We start from the raw sequence: 20,170 nt of genomic DNA, 5'->3' as shown, positions 1-20,170 counted from the left end.
ATCACGATTTATTAATCGTTAAAGCATCAGCCCCGTGTTTTTCTGTCGGAGTATTATTCAGCTTTTATCTCTCCATCATGCTGATGGACTCAATTCCGACACTTCCGCCGCGGACAACTTCGATATGCTTGAACTCTTCTTTGATAAGCTTGATGACCGCGTCATTTTTGGTTGCGGTCTGGACGAATTCCAGAAGGAGGCTGTCTTTTCCATAGTCGATGACACGTGCCTTGAAAGTCTCAGCAATCTGGAAAAGTTCTACTTTATCTTCCGGGGAGCAGCCCTTTACCTTGATGTAAAGGATCTCCTTCATTCGAACGAACACGTCTGTAAAATCAATGACCTTGATCACCTCGATCATACGGTTCAGCTGTTTTTTGATCTGCTCAAAGGTTTCATCATCGCTGACTGTGGCGATGGTCATTCTGGAAACTGTTGGGTCCTCCGTGGTTCCAACTGTAAGACTGTCCAGGTTATAGGACTTTCCGGAGAAAAGACCGGAAATCTTGGAAAGAACACCGACCTGGTTTTCAACGTAGAGAGAGATCCATCTTTTTTTCATTCCTTTATCCATCATTCATTCCTCCTAACAATCCATGATCAGATCAGCCAGAGTGCCGCCCGGCTTGACCATCGGGTAAACCATTTCCTCCGGATCAATGATAAATTCGATGATCGTAGGAGTTTTTGTATTCTTCTTAGCCTCTTCGAAAGCAGCCGCAATCTGATCCTTCTCAGTTACGCGGATACCCTTTGCCCCATAGCTCTCTGCAAGACGGATGAAATCCGGTGTGTATTCCGGATATTCCTGACCGTCTGTGCGGCGGGAGAGTGCACCGGCCTTCAGGTTTGTCATGGCGTAACGTTTTCCGTAGAAAAGCTTCTGCCACTGGCGGACCATTCCGAGATATTCATTATTAAAGATACAGCAGATGATCGGAAGCTCCTCCAGAACTGCGGTAGCCAGCTCCTGAATGTTCATCTGCATGCCGCCGTCACCGGAAACGGAGATGACCGGTGTATCCGGATTACCGATCTTGGCACCGATAGCACCTGGAAGGCCGTAACCCATGGTTCCAAGTCCACCTGACATGATCAGCTGACGGTTCTCGGTGATGTCTGCATACTGGCTCACCAGCATCTGATGCTGACCTACATCGGTAACAAGAATGGCCTTGTCAAACTGGCGGTTGATCTCGCCGATGATATCCAGCGGTCCCATAATACCACGGTCTTTCATGGTAAGAGGATGCTCTTCCTTCCATTCCTGGATCTGCTTCAGCCATTTGCCGGTATTGCAGTCCTGTACATATTCATTCATTTTTGTTATTGCCTCTTTTGCATCGGCAACGATGGGGATGTCTACATGGATATTTCTGGAAATGGAAGCGGTGTCAATATCGATGTGGACGATCTGTGCATGTGGGGCAAATTCATGGAGCTTGCCTGTGATACGGTCGTTAAAACGGGTTCCGATGGAAAACAGAAGATCGCATTCATTCACTGCCATATTTGCGGCATAAGCGCCGTGCATACCAAGATTTCCGATAAACAGAGGGTTCTTTGTGGAAATGGCGCCACGTCCCATAACGGTTGTGACAACCGGGATCTGAGTTTTCTCAACAACCTGGGTAAAAATCTCCTGCGCGCGGGAAATGATCACACCGCCGCCAGCAAGAAACAGAGGTTTTTTGGCCTTCTGCAGCATTTTGAGGGCACGCTTCAGCTGTCCGATATGCACGCTGGTGTTAGGTTTGTAGCCACGGATATTGACGGTCTTCGGATACTCAGCACTTCCCAGCTCGGCCATTACATCCTTTGGAAGGTCGATGAGAACCGGGCCTGGGCGTCCGGTGCGTGCGATATAGAAGGCTTCCTTGATGATACGTCCAAGATCCTCACGGTTGCGGACGGTAACACCGTATTTTGTGATGCTTCTGGTGATCCCGACAATATCAACCTCCTGGAACGCATCGTTTCCGATGAGGTGACGGGCAACCTGTCCGGTAAAGCATACAAGCGGAACACTGTCATAGTTGGCAGTTGCAAGACCTGTAACAAGGTTGGTAGCTCCGGGACCGCTGGTAACGAGACATACGCCAACCTTTCCGGTAGTTCTGGCATAGGCATCTGCTTCGTGTACAAGGGCCTGCTCGTGACGTGGCAGGATGATGTCAATGCCGCTCTGTTTATATAATTCATCGCTGATATCGATGGTGCAGGCACCAGGATAGCCGAACAGAACATCAACGCCTTCTTCTTTTAAGGCTTTTACAAGCAATTTGTTTCCGGAAATCTGTTTCATGAATTGGTTCCCTCCTTTGATGATGTGAAAAGTTAAGCAGATAAGGGCTGCCGCGAGAAATTTTTCCAATAAAAAAGTCCCGGCATATCGGATAAAATATGCTCAGGACGGATGATTCCGCGGTACCACCTGTTTTCAGAGGTAAAACTCTGCTCTCTGCCAGTACAAAATTATACTGCCTCCCTGTAACGTGGGAATGACGATGAAGCCTACTGCATGAAGATCCATGGTTCAGTCCACTGCTCGAGGGCTACTTCCACAGTTCAGTCACGAAGATTCTCACCGGCCATCTTCTCTCTGTGCATCCGGAGACTGTGTACTACTCCCTGTCATTGCATTTAGTAAATATGGATAAAAATTTTCTATCATTATAATATAAAATATCGGAACTGTCAATCAAAAATCCTGATGGCTCAACGGGGGAGCCGGGGATTACGATAACAGTTCCGATATGGATGATATTAAGTATTAAATATTTTTTCGGTACATCAGCTGTTTCTTGTTACGGAGCTGGAGCCTGCTTACTCAGGATTCGGTATTATCCCGTGTTTCAGGATCTTTTTCCGGAAGGTAGACATGCACTTTCTCGATACGGTTTTTATCCAGCTTTTCTACGATCAGACGGATTCCGTCCTCTGTGATCACTTCGTCACCGGCAACAGGCAGACGATCCAGATGTTCGATGATAAATCCACCCAGGGAATCATAATCCTCGGAATCCAGTTCCGTATCCAGATGATCATTTACGTCATCCAGATGCATGGAACCTTCGATGATATATTCCCGGTCGGAAATCTTCTGGACAAGCTCGTCCTCCTTCTCATCGTATTCGTCATGGATCTCACCCACGATCTCCTCCAGGATATCCTCCAGTGTGATCAGTCCGGCCATATCACCGTATTCATCCAGTACAATGGCAATGTTGAAGGTGGAGTCCTTCATTTCCACAAGAAGATCGGAAATGCTTTTTGTTTCGTAAGTGAAATGCGGCTTTCGGAGGAAATGATCGATAACAAATTCCTCATTTTTGTCGTAAAGAAGAAGATCCTTCATGTTGATGATTCCCACAATGTTGTTCTGGCTGTCCTTATAAACCGGCAGACGTGTGAACTTATCCTCGCGGAAAATATCAATCAGCTCATCATAGGTGGATTCCACATCCGCAAAGGTAACATGTACTCTTGGAACCATGATATCCTTGGCTGTGGCATCTCCAAGATCAAACACATTGTAGATCATTTCTTTTTCGTCGGATTCAATGACACCGTCCTCATGGCTGACGTCCACGATAGTACGAAGCTCCTCCTCGGTCATAGCCTTGCTGGCTGCATCCGGATCCACACGCATCAGGCGCATCACACCTCTTGAAAAGAGATTGATGATGAAGATCACCGGTGTCATGATGGTCATAAGAAATTTAAAGACCGGGATATAGCGGAGGGTGATCTTTTCAGAGTTAATGGTTGCGTAGTTCTTGGGGGTGATCTCACCGAAGATCAGGATCAGAACCGTCAGAATCACCGTCACGATGCTGACCATATAGCCGCCAAAGCTGTATGCAAGTGTGGTTGCAAGGGAAGAAGCTGAAATGTTCACAATGTTGTTTCCGATGAGAATCGCACTGAGAAGCTTGGGCGTCTGGTTCTCCAGGATATCGAGAGCCATGGCTGCACGCTTGTTTCCCTCGTCTGCAAGAGAGCGGAGACGGATCTTGTTTACCGACATCAGCGCGGTTTCGTTAGATGAGAAAAAGGCTGACAATGCCAGCAGAATAAGTAATATGATTATCTGGTAAGTGTCGCTGGGGTCCACTTTCAATATTCACTCCTTTAAAAATAAGATTATTTGGTTAAAAATATATAGATACTCCCACATTATATACGTTTTACTGGATTTTGGCAAGAGCCGGACCGGTACAGCGCATATAGATATATGGAAAAAATACGAAAATAAGTCTGCTTCTTGACAAAAGAGTAAGTTCAGACTAACATATATGTATATTCATATATAAAGAAGAACTGTATAGGAATGGAAGGAGCGGTTTATGTTTCTGGAGATAAAAGGAATCAAAAAATCCTTCGGGGCAGGAGAGAGCCATGTAGATGTTCTGAAGGGGATCGATCTTGAGATTGAAAAGGGAGAATTTTGTGTGCTTCTGGGGCCGTCCGGTTCCGGGAAATCCACGCTGCTAAACATTATTGGCGGCATTGACGGAGCAGATGCAGGAAGCATTACCATTCAGGGAGAACAGCTGGAGGATATGAAGGAAAAGAAGCTTTCCCTCTACCGCAGAAAACATCTGGGATATATTTTTCAGATGTATAATCTGATCCCCAATCTGACTGTGAGGGAGAATATTGAAGTTGGTGCTTATTTAAGTGACAGACCGCTGGATGTGGATGAACTGCTGGAGACACTGGGACTTTATGAACATCAGCGGAAGCTTCCGAACCAGCTTTCGGGAGGTCAGCAGCAGAGAACTGCTATTGGACGTGCCATTGTAAAAAATCCGGATATCCTGCTTTGTGATGAGCCTACCGGCGCTCTGGACTACAACACCTCCAAGGAAATCCTGAAGCTGATCGAAACAGTCAATCACAAATACGGAAATACTATAGTCATGGTTACTCATAACGATGCCATCAAGGATATGGCAGACCGTGTGGTAAAGCTTCGTGACGGAATGATCCGCAGAAACTATCAGAATGAGCAGAAGATTCCGGCTGCTGACCTGGAATGGTAAGGGGGCATTATGAAGAATCCTTTACGTAAACGTATCCCCAGGGAACTGAAGGGGGAATTTGGAAAATATCTGGTGGTTTTCCTGCTGATGGTACTGACCATCGGGTTTGTGTCCGGCTTTCTGGTAGCCGATGGAAGCATGCTGAAGGCTTATAATGAGAGCTTTGATAAATATAACATCGAAAACGGAAATTTCCGTACTGCGGAAAAGATTTACAGTTCTCAGTGGAAGGATATTGAAGCTGCCGGTGTTAAGCTTTATGAGAACTACTATATAGAAGAAGATCTGGATAACGGAAGCACCATGCGTTTTTTTAAAAACCGTGAGAAGGTGAATAAGGTCTGCCTGATGAAGGGAGAAATGCCGTCAGGGCAGGGCGAGATCGCCATTGACCGTATGTATGCGGATAACAACAGTCTTAAGGTAGGAGATACCCTGATCAGAGGTGAAAAATCCTGGAAGATCACAGGCCTGGTGGCACTTTCGGATTACAGTGCCCTGTTTCAGAATAATAATGATTCCATGTTTGATTCTGTAAAGTTTGGTGTGGCGATCGTAACTCCGGAGGAATTTGAAAACCTGGATCAGGAAAAGCTCCGGTACAATTATGCATGGATATATGATCATCAGCCAAAGAACGAAAAAGAGGAGAAGAAGGTTTCTGAAAATCTCATGGAAGACATTGGCAAAGTGGTAGCTCTGGAATCCTTTGTCCCACGTTATCTTAACCAGGCGATCATTTTCACCGGTGATGATATGGGCGGAGACAGGGCAATGGTCATCACGCTTCTTTATATTGTGATCGTGATCATGGCTTTTGTGTTTGGAATTACCATCAGCAATACGATCCGAAAGGAAGCCGGTGTTATCGGTACGTTACGTGCATCCGGTTATACCAGGCGTGAGCTGATCCTTCATTATATGACGCTTCCGGTTCTGGTCACGCTGGCCGGTGCCCTGATCGGAAATATTCTTGGCTATACCGTATTTAAGGGTGTATGTGCAGATATGTATTACGGGAGCTATAGTCTGCCGACTTATGTGACGGTATGGAATGCAGATGCCTTTCTTCTGACAACCATAGTTCCGGTCATCATTATGATACTGATCGATCATGCAGTGCTCTGGTACCGTCTGAAGCTTTCGCCTCTGAAACTCCTGAGAAGGGATTTTTCCGGAAAAAAACAGAAACGAGCGGTGTATTTAAGCCCGAAGATCGGAATTTTTTCCAGGTTTCGCCTCCGGGTGATCTTTCAGAATGTCAGCAGTTATCTGGTGCTGTTTGTGGGAGTTGTTTTTGCCAATCTGCTGCTGTTTTTCGGAATGCTTCTTCCGTCTGCACTGGATCATTATCAGCTTGAGATCCAGGAAAATATGCTGGCGAAATATCAGTACATGCTTTCGGTTCCGGCAAGTGCCTATTCAGGAAATAAAGCGGATGCCATGAGTTCTCTTATGGAATATTATATGGATACCAGAACGGATAATAAGGATGCGGAAAAATTTTCTGCATATTCCCTGAATACCATGCCTGGTAAATATAAAAGTGAGGAGATCACTCTCTATGGTGTGGAGCCGGATAGCAAGTATATCCGTGCAGATCTTTCGGGAGAGGGTGTTTATATTTCCAGTGCTTATGCAGATAAATTCCGGATCAAGGAAGGCGATACCATAACTTTGAAGGAAAAATACGAGAAGGATGAGTATTCCTTTAAAGTAGATGGAATCTATGATTATGCGGCAAGCCTCTGTGTATTTATGGAAAGAGATAAACTGAATGAGGCGTTTGATCTTGGAGATGATTATTTTGGAGGATATTTCTCTGATACAGAGATCAGGGATATCCCTTCAAAATATATCGGCTCTGTCATTGATCTGGAAGCTCTTACAAAAATATCCAGGCAGCTGGATGTCTCCATGGGAGATATGATGGGAATGATGTATGGATTTTCCGTGATCATTTTCCTGGTGGTGATCTATCTGCTTTCCAAGGTCATCATCGAAAAAAATGCCCAGTCGATTTCCATGACCAAGATCCTGGGCTATACAAATGGTGAGATCAGCCGTTTGTATATACTTTCCACATCACTTGTGGTGGTGTTCTGCCTGCTGTTAAGCCTTCCGGTTGAACGGCAGATCATGGAAGTGCTGTTCCGCGAGATGATGCTTTCCAGTATTTCGGGATGGATCACCATGTGGGTGGATCCCATGATCTATGTGAAAATGACAGCGATCGGAATCGCAGCCTATGCAGTGGTAGCAGTGCTGGAATTCCGGAGGATCCGTCATGTGCCCATGGATGAAGCACTGAAAAATGTGGAATAATATGTGACATCTGTATATATATCCGGAAAAATAATTCAGAATATCCGGAAATCTTACAGAATATGCAACAGGATCAGGAGTATGTGTGGTTTAACTGAATGCGGATGCTTTTATCCGCTCGAACAGTTGTCTGTGAATAACCACATATACTCCTTAAATATTCATAAATTTTCCGGAATACTGGAAATATTACTACAAACTTGTTATAATAATCCCATACTTCCCGTTGGAGGGAATAATTCAAACAGGAAATCAGGTGAGGAACATGGCAGGCAGAAAGAAGGATCCGCTGTATAAAAGCTTCGGATATGCGTTTCAGGGGATTTTTACCTGCATCCGCAAGGAAAGAAATATGAAGATCCACTGTATGGTGGCAGCGCTTGTGGTGATCGCAGGACTGATCCTTGGGATTTCCGTGACAGAGTGGTGCATCTGCCTGGGGCTGTTCGGAATGGTGATGGCGCTGGAACTGGTGAATACGGCAGTGGAAGCTGTTGTGGATCTGGTCACAGAGGAACGTCACCCACTGGCAAAGATCGCCAAGGACACAGCGGCCGGAGCAGTACTGATCGCAGCGATCATGGCAGCGATCGTCGGACTGATCATTTTTGTTCCGAAAGGGCTTGTTTTTCTGGGAATATGGTAGAAATCGATCAGGTACATGGAACGGCAGTGGCCGTTTTTAGGAAAGGAGAATTATTATGGAATTAGGTGAAGGACTGAAGAAAATCTTATTAGTAGGAATTGGTACAGCAGCAGTAACAGCAGAGAAATCCAAGGAGATCCTGGACGAGCTGGTTAAAAAAGGCGAGCTTACTGTTGAGCAGGGTAAGGTTCTTAATCAGGAACTGAAACACAACATCAAATCAACAGTTAAGACAGCCGCTGATTCTGTAAAAGAATCTGCAGCCAGAAAGAACGATCAGGAAGAGCTGAAAGCAACGATCTCCAAACTGACACCGGAGCAGCTGGCAGCTGTGAAAGCACAGATCGAGAGCATGCAGGCTGAGGCAGCAAAAGAGAAAGAAGAGGCTTCTGAGGCAGCAGAAGAACCGGTTGAGGAGGCTGCACTGGAAGCTCCTGTGGAGGCAGAAACGGTAACAGAAGAAGCCGGGAGCGAAGAGCCGGCAGCAGAGTAATAAGAAATATCATAAAGAAAGCAGTAAATGGAGAAGTTTATGGGCGGAGAAGAACAGGAGAAGAAAGAGAACAGCGGATATGGAGAACGGCTGAGAGAGATCACAGCCGTTCTGAAAAAGCATGCCATTACCCGGGGTGTTTCTCCTGAGAAGCTCCGGCTCATACTGGAGGACCTGGGCCCAACTTATATTAAGTTGGGTCAGATTATGTCCCTGCGTTCAGATATTCTTCCCAAGAGATACTGTGATGAGCTGATGAAACTCTGCTCGGATGTACCACCCATGCCATTTTCCCAGGTCATCGAGGTTCTGGAGGAATCCATGGGGTGTCCGTGGCAGGAAGAATTTCAGCATATTGAGCAGAAACCGCTGGGTGCTGCTTCAATTGCCCAGGTTCACCGCGCTACGCTGAAAACCGGAGAAGAAGTTGTGATCAAGGTTCAGCGAAAAGGAATCTATGAGACTATGGCCCGGGATATCGGACTGATGCATAAGGCAGTGCGTCTGATGCCACCGGTAAGTATCAAAGGCATGGTAGATCTGAACATGGTCTTAAGTGAGCTGTGGACCGTGACCCAGGAGGAGATGAATTTTCTCACAGAGGCAGCCAATATGGCGGAATTTGCGAAGAAGAATAAAGATGTGGCATTTGTGAAGGTGCCTGTTCTTTACCGCGAATATATTTCACCACATGTTCTGGTGATGGAATATATTGACGGCTTTGCGATCAATGACCGGGCAGATCTTCTGGCGAATGGATATGATCTCAATGAGGTCGGAACGAAATATGTGGACAATTTCATCAAACAGGTGATGGAGGATGGCTTCTTCCATGCAGATCCTCATCCCGGAAATGTACGGATTCAGGAGGGAAAGATCGTCTGGATCGACATGGGAATGATGGGGCGTCTTACAGAACACGACCGTCAGCTGATCAGCGAAGCCATAGAAGGTGTTGCCATGAACAACATCGGCAAGATTCAGGATGCGGTTCTGGCTCTGGGAGATTTTAAGGGCAAACCGGATTCCAGCAAGCTTTATGAGGATATCCGCGGACTTATGGAGAAATATGGTACTGCGGATATGGGGAACATTGATGTGGCAGAGGTAATGGTGGACCTGATGGAGGTCATGAAAGAAAATAAGATCATGATGCCTCACGGACTGACTATGCTTGCAAGGGGGCTGACTCATGTGGAGGGGGTTCTGGCTGAGATATGTCCGGACATCAATATGACACAGATTGCTGCGGCAAGGCTCAAGGAGCAGCTGTTCAGCAATGGGAACTGGAAGCGTGAGATCAAAAAAGAAGGAAAAAATCTTGCCTGGTCCCTGAAACGTGCAGTGGATATTCCTTCTCTGGCGGCGGATTTCCTTCAGGGCTGTATGAAAGGGCAGACAAAGATCAATCTGGATCTTCATGCCTCGGATGATCTGGCGTGGCTTTTGCGGCGGCTGGTGCGGAATATTGTGATGGGGCTGTGGGTGATGGCACTTCTGATCAGTTCCAGTATTATCTGTACTACAGATATGAAGCCGAAGTTGTGGGGGATTCCGGCTCTGGGGGCTTTTGGTTATGTGTTTGCTTTTATTATTGTTTTGTATGTGTTTATCAAGCATTTCTTTTCCGGAAAATAAAAGACGGAGATCATTTGCAGAGTCTGCGGGATGGTTTCCGTCTTTTTTTGCTGTTATGGAATTGTTTCGGTCTGCTGTTATAACTGCGATTAGGAGCTATCATCTTCCGACCGGCTGGTAAAGGACGGAGTGCGGGTGTCTGGTCAGGTGTAGATGGTTCCGCTGTAGGCTTTGCGGAATTCCTTTGGGGTGTAGCCGGTTCCCTGGCGGAAGTAGTTGCAGAAGGAGGGAGCGTCCCGGAAGCCGCAGGAGAGAGCTGCTTCTGTGATGGTGCAGGAGGAGGAGCAGAGAAGCTGGGCTGCCATCTGGAGGCGGTGTTTCAGGAGATATTGTTTTGGGGAGGTGTTTTCATGTTCCATGAAGATTCGGTAAAGATAGGAACGGTCGATTCCTACGTAGTGTGCCACGTCTGAGATCTGGATGGGGTAGGCATAGTTGTTTCTGATGTATTCGGAGGCTTTCTGAAAGTACAGGTTTGAGATGTCGGTCCTGCTTTCGGAGGGCTTTTTTTGCATGTCGGATAGTATCAGGAGAAGGTTTCCTGTGGAGGCAAGGTCGTTTCCGTTGTTTTCGGAAAAGGTGTCAAGTAGGCTTTGCATGTGGGTGAGGAGGCTGTTTTGCCGGGAGGGTGTTTCCGGGGTGAAGATTGGGGTGTCGGAAAATACGGTCTGTTTCAGGATTTCTTTGCAGGCGGAGCCGTCAAAGCCTGCCCAGGCATAGCTCCAGGGGTCGGAGGTGTCGGCGCGGTAGTAGATGGAGTCCATTGGACGGATGAGAAAAGCATCACCTGCTTTCAGATGATAGGTGTGGCCGCTGCACTGGTAGATGCCTTTGCCGTGGAAGATCACGTGGAGAAGGTAGTGTGGGCGCATGGCCGGGCCGAAGGAGTGGCCTGAGCCGCAGTCTTCCTGGCCGCAGAAGTAGACGGAGAGGGTGTGCTGTGGGTTGGGTTCTTTTTTCATTTGGTTGGGCCTCCTGTTTTTTGTTATGCAGCAAAAACTAAATGTAATTTTGGGTTACAAAATGGGGTGGATGTTGTATGAGATGATTATACAATATTGGGGTGGGGAGGGCAATGGAAAAGGGGGAAAGGGGGAAAGGGGACGCCCGTGAGGCGTGTGCTGTCTGTCACCGGGGCTTCGTCGGGGGCTGACTTCTAAGGCGCCGGAATTCTGCTAAAACCGCTTCAAAAATTCTCGAACTCGCGTCTGAAGCCGCTCAGACAGCGAGAATTTTTGAAGCAACGCAGATTTCCGCCGCCTAAGAAGCAGCTCCCCTCCTGCAGAGTCCGGTGACAGACAGCACACGCCTCACGGGCTGGCTTTTCAGGGCGGAAGGGATAGAGTGGCGATGGCGGGAGGGACTACAGGTAAGGAGGGAGCAGATAGGAAAATGAGTAGACGGAGTGGGAATTTGGTTCAGAGTGGGAAGTGAGGTGGTTTTCTGGGAGTTGTATGGGTCATCAGCGCTGCGCTGGATGACTGGGACGAAAGGCTGAGTTTCCCTGTGGCCTGCCGGGGAAGAATGGGTCGAGGCGCTTCGCTGTCGACTTGGAGGTGAGTTGTTGTGGCGGGATATTGATACAGAGGAATGCATCAGAGCAGGGTTGAGATATTGATACAGTGAAATGTATTGGTGCAAGGTTGAGATATAGATACAGTGAAATGTATTGGTGCAAGGTTGAGATATAGATACAGTGAAATGTATTGGTGCAAGGTTGAGATATAGATACAGAGGAATGTATCGGTGCAGGGTTGAGATATCAATACATTGACAATACATCGGCATAGCGCAACATCATCAATACCGTAGAATACATCGCCGTGCCAATACACTAACACATTCCCACAGCGTACGACAATATAGCGTGCCCGGAAAGGGGGAGCGCGAGGGGGAAAAACGGGCTTCGCAACTCTGAGTGCTTTCCCCCTCGCAGATTTCCTCCGCTTTGAAAAGCGAAAATACTATATCTAAAAATACTATATCTAAATAAATAACAATTTTCCCAAGCTTTTCATCACAAAAGCGAAATATCCTCCTCCGGAGGAAGCAGCTTCTTAAAAAATCGATACAACAGCATCGAATTTATAAAAGCTACAAGTCCAAATCCAAAGAAAAACCAGCAGCATGCGTAAAGTGGCTGCAGCTTTGCATCGAGATATGTCATATACAATGGAAAGATCGTGATCACCGCAATGGCGAGCGTTGTGGGGAAATGCATAAATGCCAGCAGAAATGCATTTCTGCAAAGTGCCCCCAGTGTATTGGCAAAGGTTGCGATCACCGGGAATATGTATAAAGTAAAAATTATCAGCAGAGTCAGAACTCCGACAGAAAGATAAAACAGTATATGTGCAGCGCTTCCTTCGGCATGGAGCAGAAAGCGGATATTCAGGATGATCACGGCTCCGGCAGCAAGGATCAGCAGCCATATGATCAGTGACTGTTTGAAGTTTTCTTTAAAAGCTCTGAAAAATGTTTTCGTTGTGCCGTTGTTATTCCCTTTTACGGTACGCATCATGCAGTGATAGAGGGCAGTCAGTGACGGCCCGATGGTGATCACGGGGATGCAGCAGAGAATAAAAAGAAGATTGGCGATCACGATGTCGCCCAGTTTGTTGAGGAATACATGAACGACATTATCTTCATTTAAAAGATTCATAACGAAATACCTCCTTATATAGAAATGAAAAACGGACCATATGGGAAAAGTCCGATACAGCTAATCTTAGCACAGTTTTTGATTGTGTGTAAAGAGAGGGAACGCAGATAAGTATCAGCACGGTTTATGGGACTGTATAAAAAAACATGGAACTTTGCGTGCACATGTGAAAATGATGGCACGCATGGAATTATGTTAGGAAAGGAAAAGTGTGTTTTTCGGAAAATGACATTTATACATGTGCTGAGTTAGTAAAAACATACAAAAACAGATATGTAAAAATGTTGGTTTTGCTACAAGGAAATAAATGGGTGCCAAAATATGCTCATAAATAGTGAAAAATATGAAAATATATGTAAAAAATAAACGAAAACATATAAAAATGACGAATAATTAACAAAGTATGAACAAAAAATGGATAAAATGAATAAAAAATAACATTTTTCCATATTGAAATGACAATAATCCATTTATCATTTTTCCATGTGCAATTATAATAATATCAACGGTCAGGGACGTGAAAAAATATAAAAACTGACCAAAGAAAGAGGGAAAATAAGAAAGATTTAAAAGGAGGAAGAAGTTATGAATTTCAAAAGAGTAGCAGCATTATTGTTAGCAGGTGCCATGGTAATGACAGCAGTTCCGGTATATGCAAAAGGTGACGATGTTACACTTTCCGTATCCATCTGGGACACCAACCAGGAGCCGGGAATCAAAGAAATTCTCGCAGACTTCACAGAGAAGACAGGAATCAAGACAGAGATCTCCGTTGTTAAATGGGATGAGTACTGGACAATGCTTGAGGCCGGTGCACAGGGTGGTTCCCTTCCGGACGTATTCTGGATGCACTCCAACGAGAGTCAGAGATACATGTCCAACGATATGCTTCTTGATCTGACCGATAAGATCAAAGACAGCGATCTGATCGATCCGGAGAACTATCCGGAGGATATCTGGGGACTGTATACATACGATGATAAATATTATGCAGTACCGAAGGATGTAGATACAATCGCTCTCTGGTACAACAAGACATTATTTGACGAGGCAGGACTTGATTATCCGACAGCTGACTGGACATGGGATGATGTTACAGAGGCAGCTAAGAAGCTTACTAAGGATGATGGTTCCCAGTACGGTCTCGGAATGAGAAATGATAACAACCAGGCCGGATACTACAACCTGATCTATGATAACGGCGGATACATCATCAGCGATGACAAGACAAAATCCGGCTGGGATGATGAGAAGACGATCGCAGCTATGCAGACACTGGAAGGATGGATCAAGGATGGCGTGATCCCGTCTCTTGAGACAATGTCCGAGAACAACGAGGACGTACTTTTCGAGGCTGGCAAGATCGCTATGACATGCCAGGGCTCCTGGATGCTTGCAGCATTTAAAGAGAACGAGTACACAGCAGCGAACTGTGATTGTGTAGAGCTTCCTAAAAATGCTGAGACAGGCAGAAGAGCTTCCTTATATAACGGACTTGGATGGGCAGCATCTGCTTCCGGTGAGCACACAGACGAAGCTTGGCAGCTGATCGAGTACCTCGGATCCAAAGAGGCTCAGGAGAAACAGGCTGAGCTTGGTGTTACAATGAGTGCATACAAAGATACATCTGATGCATGGGCTAAATCCGCAGACTTCAACCTTCAGGCTTATCTGAACATGATGGATGACATGGAGATCCGTCCATACTCCAAATCTACTGTAACATGGGAGAACGAGGACAACGAGATCCTTAAGGGCGTATACACAGGCGACATCACAATGGAAGAGGCTTGCAAGCAGATGGCTGATCAGATGAACGAGAAGCTGGCTGAGGAGTAAGCATTAAGAAACACCGATAATTAAGTGCAGTAATGAGAGGGGCCGCCGCACTCAGGTGCAGCGGCCTCATACATAGAAGGAATAGAAGGAGTGATTCTTATGGCTAAAACTACCAAGTCACAGGCACGGACAAAGAGAGAGCGCAGTGAGTTCCTCTGGGGCTGGCTGTTTATTCTCCCAACAACCATCGGACTGATTGTATTGAACATCATTCCGATCTTCCAGACTATTTACCAGAGCTTTTTCAAAACAGGAGATTTTGGTAAAGGAAATATCTTTATCGGTTTACAGAACTATCAGAAGGTTTTTGCAGATAAAGAGATCTGGCAGGCACTGATCAACACATTCAAATATGCGATCGTGGAGGTCCCTTTTTCCATTGTCATCGCACTTGTTCTTGCAGTACTTCTTAACAGAAAGATGAAGGGCCGTTCTATTTACAGAACCATCATCTTCCTTCCGATGGTAGCAGCTCCGGCAGCGGTAGCCATGGTATGGAGATGGCTGTTCAACTCTGATTATGGTCTTATCAATAACGTTTTCCATGTTCATGTAAACTGGGTTTCTAATCCGAAAATTGCAGTATTTGCAGTTGCGATCATCGGTGTATGGTCTATCATCGGTTACAATATGGTTCTTTTTCTGGCAGGACTTCAGGAAATTCCGAGAGATTATTATGAAGCGGCAGAGATTGACGGAGCTACAGGTGTGAATGCATTCTTCAGCATTACGATCCCGCTTCTTTCACCAACCATTTTCTTCGTACTTGTTACCCGTGTGATCGGATCCCTTCAGGTATTCGACCTGATCTATATGGTTATTGACAAGTCAAACCCGGCACTTACCAAGACTCAGTCACTGGTTTACCTGTTCTATAAATATGCATTTATCAATAAGAACATGGGATACGGTGCTACGATCGTAGTAGTACTTCTTATTATCACCATGATCCTGACAGTATTCCAGATGATCGGTCAGAAGAAATGGGTATTCTACAACTAAAAAGGGGGATTAACCATGGATAGTATGGAAACAAAAAAGAAATTAACCACTATTTTAATACATGTCATACTGATCATTGTGTCCATAACGATGCTTGTGCCATTTATCTGGATGATCCTGACAGCTTTTAAAACTGTAACTGAAGCAACATCTGTAGATCCTTTCACTATTTTCCCGAAAATATGGAGAAAAGACGCATTTATTTCTGTTATCAATAACATGAACTTCCTGCTTCTGTACAAGAATACACTGCTTCTGATCTTCTTCCGAGTAGTGTGTGCGGTTCTTACAGCAACTATGGCAGGCTATGCATTTGGACGACTGAACTTCAAGGGCCGTGATCTCTGCTTCAGTCTTGTACTGTTCCAGATGATGGTTCCGGTACAGATTTTCATCATCCCGCAGTACCTGATGGTCAGCAAGATGGGTATGCTGAATACGATCTTTGCCCTTGTATTCCCAGGTATTGTTACTGCATTCGGTACTTTCCTTCTGAGACAGGGATACATGGGACTGCCGAAGGATCTGGAGGAGGCTGCCAGACTTGACGGATGTAACATCGGTCAGACCTTCCTTTACATCATGGCACCACTTACAAGATCCAGTATGGTCGCACTTGGAATTTTCACAGCTGTATTCGCATTCAAAGACCTGATGTGGCCGATGATCGTTAATACAGATAAGGATATGCTGGTACTTTCTTCCGCACTTGCAAAGATGCAGGGCCAGTACGTATCCAAATTCCCGGAACTGATGGCTGCATCTCTGATCGCCTGCATTCCGATGATTGTGATCTACATGATCTTCCAGAAACAGTTTATCGAAGGTATTGCTACCAGCGGTGGAAAACTGTAATCAGAAATATTACATAAGGTAATACAAGACCGCTGACAATGTATATAACTGAGGATTTGGTTATTGAGGTTGTCAGCGGTATTTTTATCGAAGCAAATGCCAAAATGCACAGTTATTTGATGATTCTTAAGGAAAGAGGCGGATATTTTTATCCGCAGTAAACGAAAAAAAGGAGAAAATTATGCCGATTAAATTTCACGAGGGATCAAAGACATTCCACATTTATAACAAACATTTAAGCTACATCACCTGTATCATGGAAAATGGTCAGATGGAGAATCTGTACTATGGAAAAGCTATTCGCGATAAAGAGGATTTCAGTTATCTTCATGAAGAGATCATGCGTTCCCTGATGGCTGTATGCGTTCCGGAACCGGGACTTCTTTCCATGCAGTATACCAAACAGGAGTATCCTGTTTACGGAACCGGTGACTACAGAAACCCTGCCCTTACTGTTCGTCAGGAGAACGGAAGCGAGATCGTAGATTTCAAATATGTTTCTCATGAGATCTATGGCGGAAAGAAGAAGCTTGCAGGTCTTCCGGCAACTTATACAGAAAGTGATGAGGAAGCAACATCTCTGGATATCACACTTCATGATTCTGTGATGGACACAGACCTTGTTCTTACATATTCCGTATATGAGGATTACCCGGTGATCACCAGAAGCGCACGCCTTGTTCAGAAAGGGGATCAGAAGATCCGCCTTGAGAATGTGATGAGTGCAGCAGTGGAGTTTCCGGATATGGATTATGAGATGATCCATCTTTCCGGTGCGTGGGCACGTGAGCGCTATGTAAAAACACGTAAACTTGAGATGGGTACACAGGCTGTACAGAGTCTTGCAGGAACCGGTTCCAGCTCTGAGCAGAATCCGTTTATCGCACTGAAGCGTCCTCATACAACAGAAGACACAGGCGAGGTTTTTGGATTCAGCTTTGTGTACAGCGGCAACTTCCTTGCACAGGTCGAGGTTTCCACCTACGAGATGACACGAGTTATGATGGGAATCAATCCACAGGGATTTTCCTGGGAGCTTTCCAGAGATGAGGAATTCCAGACTCCGGAGGTTGTTATGGTATACAGTGATAAGGGCTTAAACGGAATGAGCCAGGCTTACCACAGACTGTACCGTGACCGTCTGATGCGTGGAAAATGGAGAAATCATGCACGCCCGATTCTCCTCAATAACTGGGAAGCGACCTATTTTGATTTTGATGAGGAAAAAATCCTTAATATTGCAAAAAAAGCCAAAGAGGTTGGGGTAGAGCTTTTCGTTCTGGATGACGGATGGTTCGGAACCAGAAACGATGATTACCAGGGCCTTGGCGACTGGTTTGTAAATAAGAATAAGCTTCCAAACGGAATTTCCGGACTTTCCCGCAAGATCGAGGAGATGGGACTGAAATTCGGTCTCTGGGTAGAGCTTGAGATGGTAAACAAGAACAGTGACTGCTACAGAGCACATCCGGACTGGCTCATCGGAGCACCGGACCGTTTTGAGTCTCACTCAAGACATCAGCACGTTCTTGATTTTTCCAGACCTGAGGTTGTGGATTTCATTTATGATTCCATCTCCAAGGTTATCGAGGAATCTTCCATTTCCTACATTAAATGGGATATGAACCGTTATATGTCTGAGCCTTTCAGCCGCGGCGCATCTGCAGCAGATCAGGGCAAGACTATGCATAAATATATCCTTGGTGTTTATGAGCTGTATACAAGACTGACAGAGAGATTCCCTGACATCCTCTTTGAATCCTGCGCAAGCGGCGGAGCAAGATTTGATCCGGGAATGCTGTATTTTGCACCGCAGACATGGACCAGTGATGATACCGATGCAGCTGAGAGAGAAAAGATCCAGTACGGTACCTCCTTTGTCTATCCGATCGTCAGCATGGGATCTCATGTATCAGCAGTACCGAATCATCAGCTGCACCGTACCACACCGCTTTCCACAAGAGCAAATGTGGCATATTTCGGAACCTTTGGCTATGAGCTGGATCTGAACCTCTTAAGTGATGAAGAGATCGAAGAGGTAAAGGCACAGGTGGAATTCATGAAGGAACATCGTGATCTGATCCAGGTGGAGGGTGATTTCTACCGTATCTTAAGCCCGTTCGAAGGAAATGATACTGCATGGATGGTTGTTTCCAGAGACAAAAAACAGGCAGTTGCCGGATACTATGAGAGACTGAACAAGGTAAATGCTTCCTGGATGCGTCTGCGGTTCAAAGGTCTTGACGAGGATCAGCTTTACAAAGTAAAATGGGAAGATAAGTGCCTGAAAGCTTACGGAAATGAGCTGATGTATGCAGGAATCCCGGTTGATCGTGACTACTGCAATAAGACAAACGGTGACTTCCATTCTGTATTGTATACAATTGAAGCAGAGGACTGATTTCTGCAAGTGATGGAATAAAAACTGTCTGTAGAAAAAACATCCGCCTGACCAGAAAAATAACAGGCCGCCGGATATGGCGGTCTGTTATTGGGTGGCGAAGCAGCGCACGGTCGGAAATGTAATATATGACATCAGGGAGGTGGCAAGTTGCTTCATACAGTTGGTTTTACAAACTCAGACAGCTATAAATGTCTGGAGAATTTAAAGAAAGGTGCGGTGGATCTCTGTCTTACTTACTGTGGGTGGGAAAAATGTGATCCGGGATATCGATTTGGACCAAATAAAAGGATCTCCCATGTACTTCATATCGTGGAATCCGGAAGCGGAGTTTTTGAGATGGATGGCTATCAGTATCATCTGACCGGTGGAGAAGCATTTCTGATTCCACCCAGTGTGGAGGCCTGGTATGAGGCAGACATGGACGATCCCTGGACGTACCGCTGGGTAGGATTTGAGGGAATGATTGCCGAGGAAGTGATTCATGTAAGTGGTTTTAGCCGGGAAAATCCGGTCCGAAGGATCCACTGCATGGAAAATGCTGCGAAGTATATTGATGCAATGGTACGGACCAACAAGCTCGTTTTTGAAAATGAGCTGAAACGAAACGGACTTCTGCTGCTTCTTTTTTCTGACCTGATCACAGATAACCGGGATGCATGTCTGAGAGAAGGCAAGCTTCTTCCATCCCACAGATATCCAAATTCCGTTTATGTGGAGCATGCAGTGGATTACATTGCAGCCAACTTTGACAAGAGGCTGAAGATCAATGAGCTGGCAGACCGCATTGGCGTCAACCGGAGCTATCTTACCAGTTCATTTAAAAAAAGCCTTGGATGCTCGCCGCAGGAATATCTTATGAATCTTCGCATTGAGAAGGCGAAAACTCTTCTGAAAAACGGAGATATTCAGGTCAGTGAAGTAGCTGCAAGAGTAGGGTATGGAGATCCGCTGGCTTTTTCCAAGGTATTCAAGGCAAGAACAGGAAGAAGTCCGAGAGAATACAAGGAAGAAAAGAGAAGACTTGTAGTGAATGGAAAGAAGGGCGATTATACGGAATCTGAGGCCTGATAACTGGCAGTACCTTTTGTTGCTGGCAGACCTTTGCAATAAAAAATAACAGCTCTCTGTCCGAATCAGGATATATATGATCCTGGTATCGGATGGAGAGTTTTTGCATTATGGAAAATTACTTTGCAATGTTCCGAAAACATAAAAAAGCATAAAAACGAATGGAAGTAAATTTTATAGGAAATATGTT

The 20,170-nt window shown here is 45.5% G+C and carries 15 protein-coding genes and 1 other annotated feature; of the genes, 10 read left to right on the top strand and 5 right to left on the bottom strand.

Going from position 1 to position 20,170, the window contains the following annotated elements; translation table 11 throughout:
- Positions 1 to 64 precede the first annotated feature (64 nt).
- The 3 genes from ilvN to CCC70_RS05960 all read right to left on the bottom strand — a co-directional run bounded on the left by ilvN (position 65) and on the right by CCC70_RS05960 (position 4,117).
- Complete coding sequence (gene ilvN, locus CCC70_RS05970; protein WP_015526065.1) at positions 65 to 574, bottom strand: acetolactate synthase small subunit; 510 nt, start codon at positions 572 to 574, stop codon at positions 65 to 67.
- Positions 575 to 586: 12 nt separating this feature from the next.
- Positions 587 to 2,305 (bottom strand): biosynthetic-type acetolactate synthase large subunit, encoded by a 1,719-nt coding sequence (gene ilvB, locus CCC70_RS05965; protein ID WP_015526064.1) that lies wholly within the window; start codon positions 2,303 to 2,305, stop codon positions 587 to 589.
- 100 nt (positions 2,306 to 2,405) lie between these two features.
- Positions 2,406 to 2,647 (bottom strand) — a binding site (T-box leader).
- A gap of 183 nt (positions 2,648 to 2,830) precedes the next feature.
- A complete protein-coding gene (locus CCC70_RS05960; RefSeq protein ID WP_110104213.1) occupies positions 2,831 to 4,117 on the bottom strand; it encodes an HlyC/CorC family transporter in 1,287 nt (428 codons plus the stop codon).
- A 232-nt stretch (positions 4,118 to 4,349) separates the two neighbouring features.
- Between CCC70_RS05960 and CCC70_RS05955 the strand changes: the two genes are divergently transcribed.
- The 5 genes from CCC70_RS05955 (at position 4,350) to CCC70_RS05935 (ending at position 10,150) form a co-directional block, all read left to right on the top strand.
- Positions 4,350 to 5,048, top strand: coding sequence for an ABC transporter ATP-binding protein (locus CCC70_RS05955; RefSeq protein ID WP_118753327.1), 699 nt, complete (start codon positions 4,350 to 4,352; stop codon positions 5,046 to 5,048).
- Between the two features lie 9 nt (positions 5,049 to 5,057).
- Positions 5,058 to 7,373, top strand: a complete 2,316-nt coding sequence (locus CCC70_RS05950) for an ABC transporter permease (protein WP_287084436.1) — start codon at positions 5,058 to 5,060, stop codon at positions 7,371 to 7,373.
- A gap of 265 nt (positions 7,374 to 7,638) precedes the next feature.
- Positions 7,639 to 8,019: a diacylglycerol kinase family protein gene (locus CCC70_RS05945; RefSeq protein ID WP_270389980.1), complete on the top strand. Its 381-nt coding sequence runs from the start codon at positions 7,639 to 7,641 to the stop codon at positions 8,017 to 8,019.
- 55 nt (positions 8,020 to 8,074) lie between these two features.
- Positions 8,075 to 8,512 carry a hypothetical protein gene (locus tag CCC70_RS05940; protein WP_330577140.1) on the top strand — a complete coding sequence of 146 codons (438 nt, stop codon included), beginning with the start codon at positions 8,075 to 8,077 and terminating at the stop codon, positions 8,510 to 8,512.
- Between the two features lie 27 nt (positions 8,513 to 8,539).
- Positions 8,540 to 10,150, top strand: a complete 1,611-nt coding sequence (locus CCC70_RS05935) for an ABC1 kinase family protein (protein WP_270389982.1) — start codon at positions 8,540 to 8,542, stop codon at positions 10,148 to 10,150.
- 143 nt (positions 10,151 to 10,293) lie between these two features.
- Here CCC70_RS05935 and CCC70_RS05930 read toward each other — a convergent pair whose 3' ends face one another.
- Both CCC70_RS05930 and CCC70_RS05925 read right to left on the bottom strand, forming a co-directional pair.
- On the bottom strand, positions 10,294 to 11,112 hold the full coding sequence (locus CCC70_RS05930) for an AraC family transcriptional regulator (RefSeq protein WP_270389984.1): 819 nt from the start codon (positions 11,110 to 11,112) through the stop codon (positions 10,294 to 10,296).
- Between the two features lie 1,055 nt (positions 11,113 to 12,167).
- Positions 12,168 to 12,812 carry a YesL family protein gene (locus CCC70_RS05925; protein ID WP_287084433.1) on the bottom strand — a complete coding sequence of 215 codons (645 nt, stop codon included), beginning with the start codon at positions 12,810 to 12,812 and terminating at the stop codon, positions 12,168 to 12,170.
- Between the two features lie 585 nt (positions 12,813 to 13,397).
- On the opposite strand from CCC70_RS05925, the gene CCC70_RS05920 reads away from it, so the two are divergent.
- The 5 genes from CCC70_RS05920 (at position 13,398) to CCC70_RS05900 (ending at position 19,980) form a co-directional block, all read left to right on the top strand.
- The gene (locus CCC70_RS05920; RefSeq protein WP_118608118.1) at positions 13,398 to 14,651 is read left to right on the top strand and encodes an ABC transporter substrate-binding protein; all 1,254 of its coding nucleotides are present in this window, start codon (positions 13,398 to 13,400) and stop codon (positions 14,649 to 14,651) included.
- 99 nt (positions 14,652 to 14,750) lie between these two features.
- Positions 14,751 to 15,653, top strand: coding sequence for a carbohydrate ABC transporter permease (locus CCC70_RS05915; RefSeq protein WP_118513233.1), 903 nt, complete (start codon positions 14,751 to 14,753; stop codon positions 15,651 to 15,653).
- Between the two features lie 15 nt (positions 15,654 to 15,668).
- Positions 15,669 to 16,508: a carbohydrate ABC transporter permease gene (locus CCC70_RS05910; RefSeq protein ID WP_021650444.1), complete on the top strand. Its 840-nt coding sequence runs from the start codon at positions 15,669 to 15,671 to the stop codon at positions 16,506 to 16,508.
- Between the two features lie 181 nt (positions 16,509 to 16,689).
- Positions 16,690 to 18,909 carry an alpha-galactosidase gene (locus CCC70_RS05905; protein WP_287084431.1) on the top strand — a complete coding sequence of 740 codons (2,220 nt, stop codon included), beginning with the start codon at positions 16,690 to 16,692 and terminating at the stop codon, positions 18,907 to 18,909.
- A 150-nt stretch (positions 18,910 to 19,059) separates the two neighbouring features.
- Positions 19,060 to 19,980, top strand: a complete 921-nt coding sequence (locus CCC70_RS05900; RefSeq protein ID WP_138277084.1) for an AraC family transcriptional regulator — start codon at positions 19,060 to 19,062, stop codon at positions 19,978 to 19,980.
- Positions 19,981 to 20,170: the final 190 nt, after the last annotated feature.

The sequence above is a fragment of the Blautia sp. LMAG:89 genome (genome assembly GCF_008679485.1).
GTDB classification, from domain to species: Bacteria; Bacillota; Clostridia; order Lachnospirales; family Lachnospiraceae; genus Blautia_A; species Blautia_A fusiformis.
The sequence above is the reverse complement of the archived record's forward strand: the minus strand, read 5'-3'. Positions and strand labels throughout refer to the sequence as shown.

Excerpts from the sequence above, each read along its gene's own strand:
- ilvN (WP_015526065.1), bottom strand. The coding sequence starts at position 574 with ATGGATAAAGGAATGAAAAAAAGATGGATCTCTCTCTACGTTGAAAAC.
- ilvB (WP_015526064.1), bottom strand. The coding sequence starts at position 2,305 with ATGAAACAGATTTCCGGAAACAAATTGCTTGTAAAAGCCTTAAAAGAA.
- CCC70_RS05955 (WP_118753327.1), top strand. The coding sequence starts at position 4,350 with ATGTTTCTGGAGATAAAAGGAATCAAAAAATCCTTCGGGGCAGGAGAG.
- CCC70_RS05950 (WP_287084436.1), top strand. The coding sequence starts at position 5,058 with ATGAAGAATCCTTTACGTAAACGTATCCCCAGGGAACTGAAGGGGGAA.
- CCC70_RS05945 (WP_270389980.1), top strand. The coding sequence starts at position 7,639 with ATGGCAGGCAGAAAGAAGGATCCGCTGTATAAAAGCTTCGGATATGCG.
- CCC70_RS05940 (WP_330577140.1), top strand. The coding sequence starts at position 8,075 with ATGGAATTAGGTGAAGGACTGAAGAAAATCTTATTAGTAGGAATTGGT.
- CCC70_RS05935 (WP_270389982.1), top strand. The coding sequence starts at position 8,540 with ATGGAGAAGTTTATGGGCGGAGAAGAACAGGAGAAGAAAGAGAACAGC.
- CCC70_RS05930 (WP_270389984.1), bottom strand. The coding sequence starts at position 11,112 with ATGAAAAAAGAACCCAACCCACAGCACACCCTCTCCGTCTACTTCTGC.
- CCC70_RS05925 (WP_287084433.1), bottom strand. The coding sequence starts at position 12,812 with ATGAATCTTTTAAATGAAGATAATGTCGTTCATGTATTCCTCAACAAA.
- CCC70_RS05920 (WP_118608118.1), top strand. The coding sequence starts at position 13,398 with ATGAATTTCAAAAGAGTAGCAGCATTATTGTTAGCAGGTGCCATGGTA.
- CCC70_RS05915 (WP_118513233.1), top strand. The coding sequence starts at position 14,751 with ATGGCTAAAACTACCAAGTCACAGGCACGGACAAAGAGAGAGCGCAGT.
- CCC70_RS05910 (WP_021650444.1), top strand. The coding sequence starts at position 15,669 with ATGGATAGTATGGAAACAAAAAAGAAATTAACCACTATTTTAATACAT.
- CCC70_RS05905 (WP_287084431.1), top strand. The coding sequence starts at position 16,690 with ATGCCGATTAAATTTCACGAGGGATCAAAGACATTCCACATTTATAAC.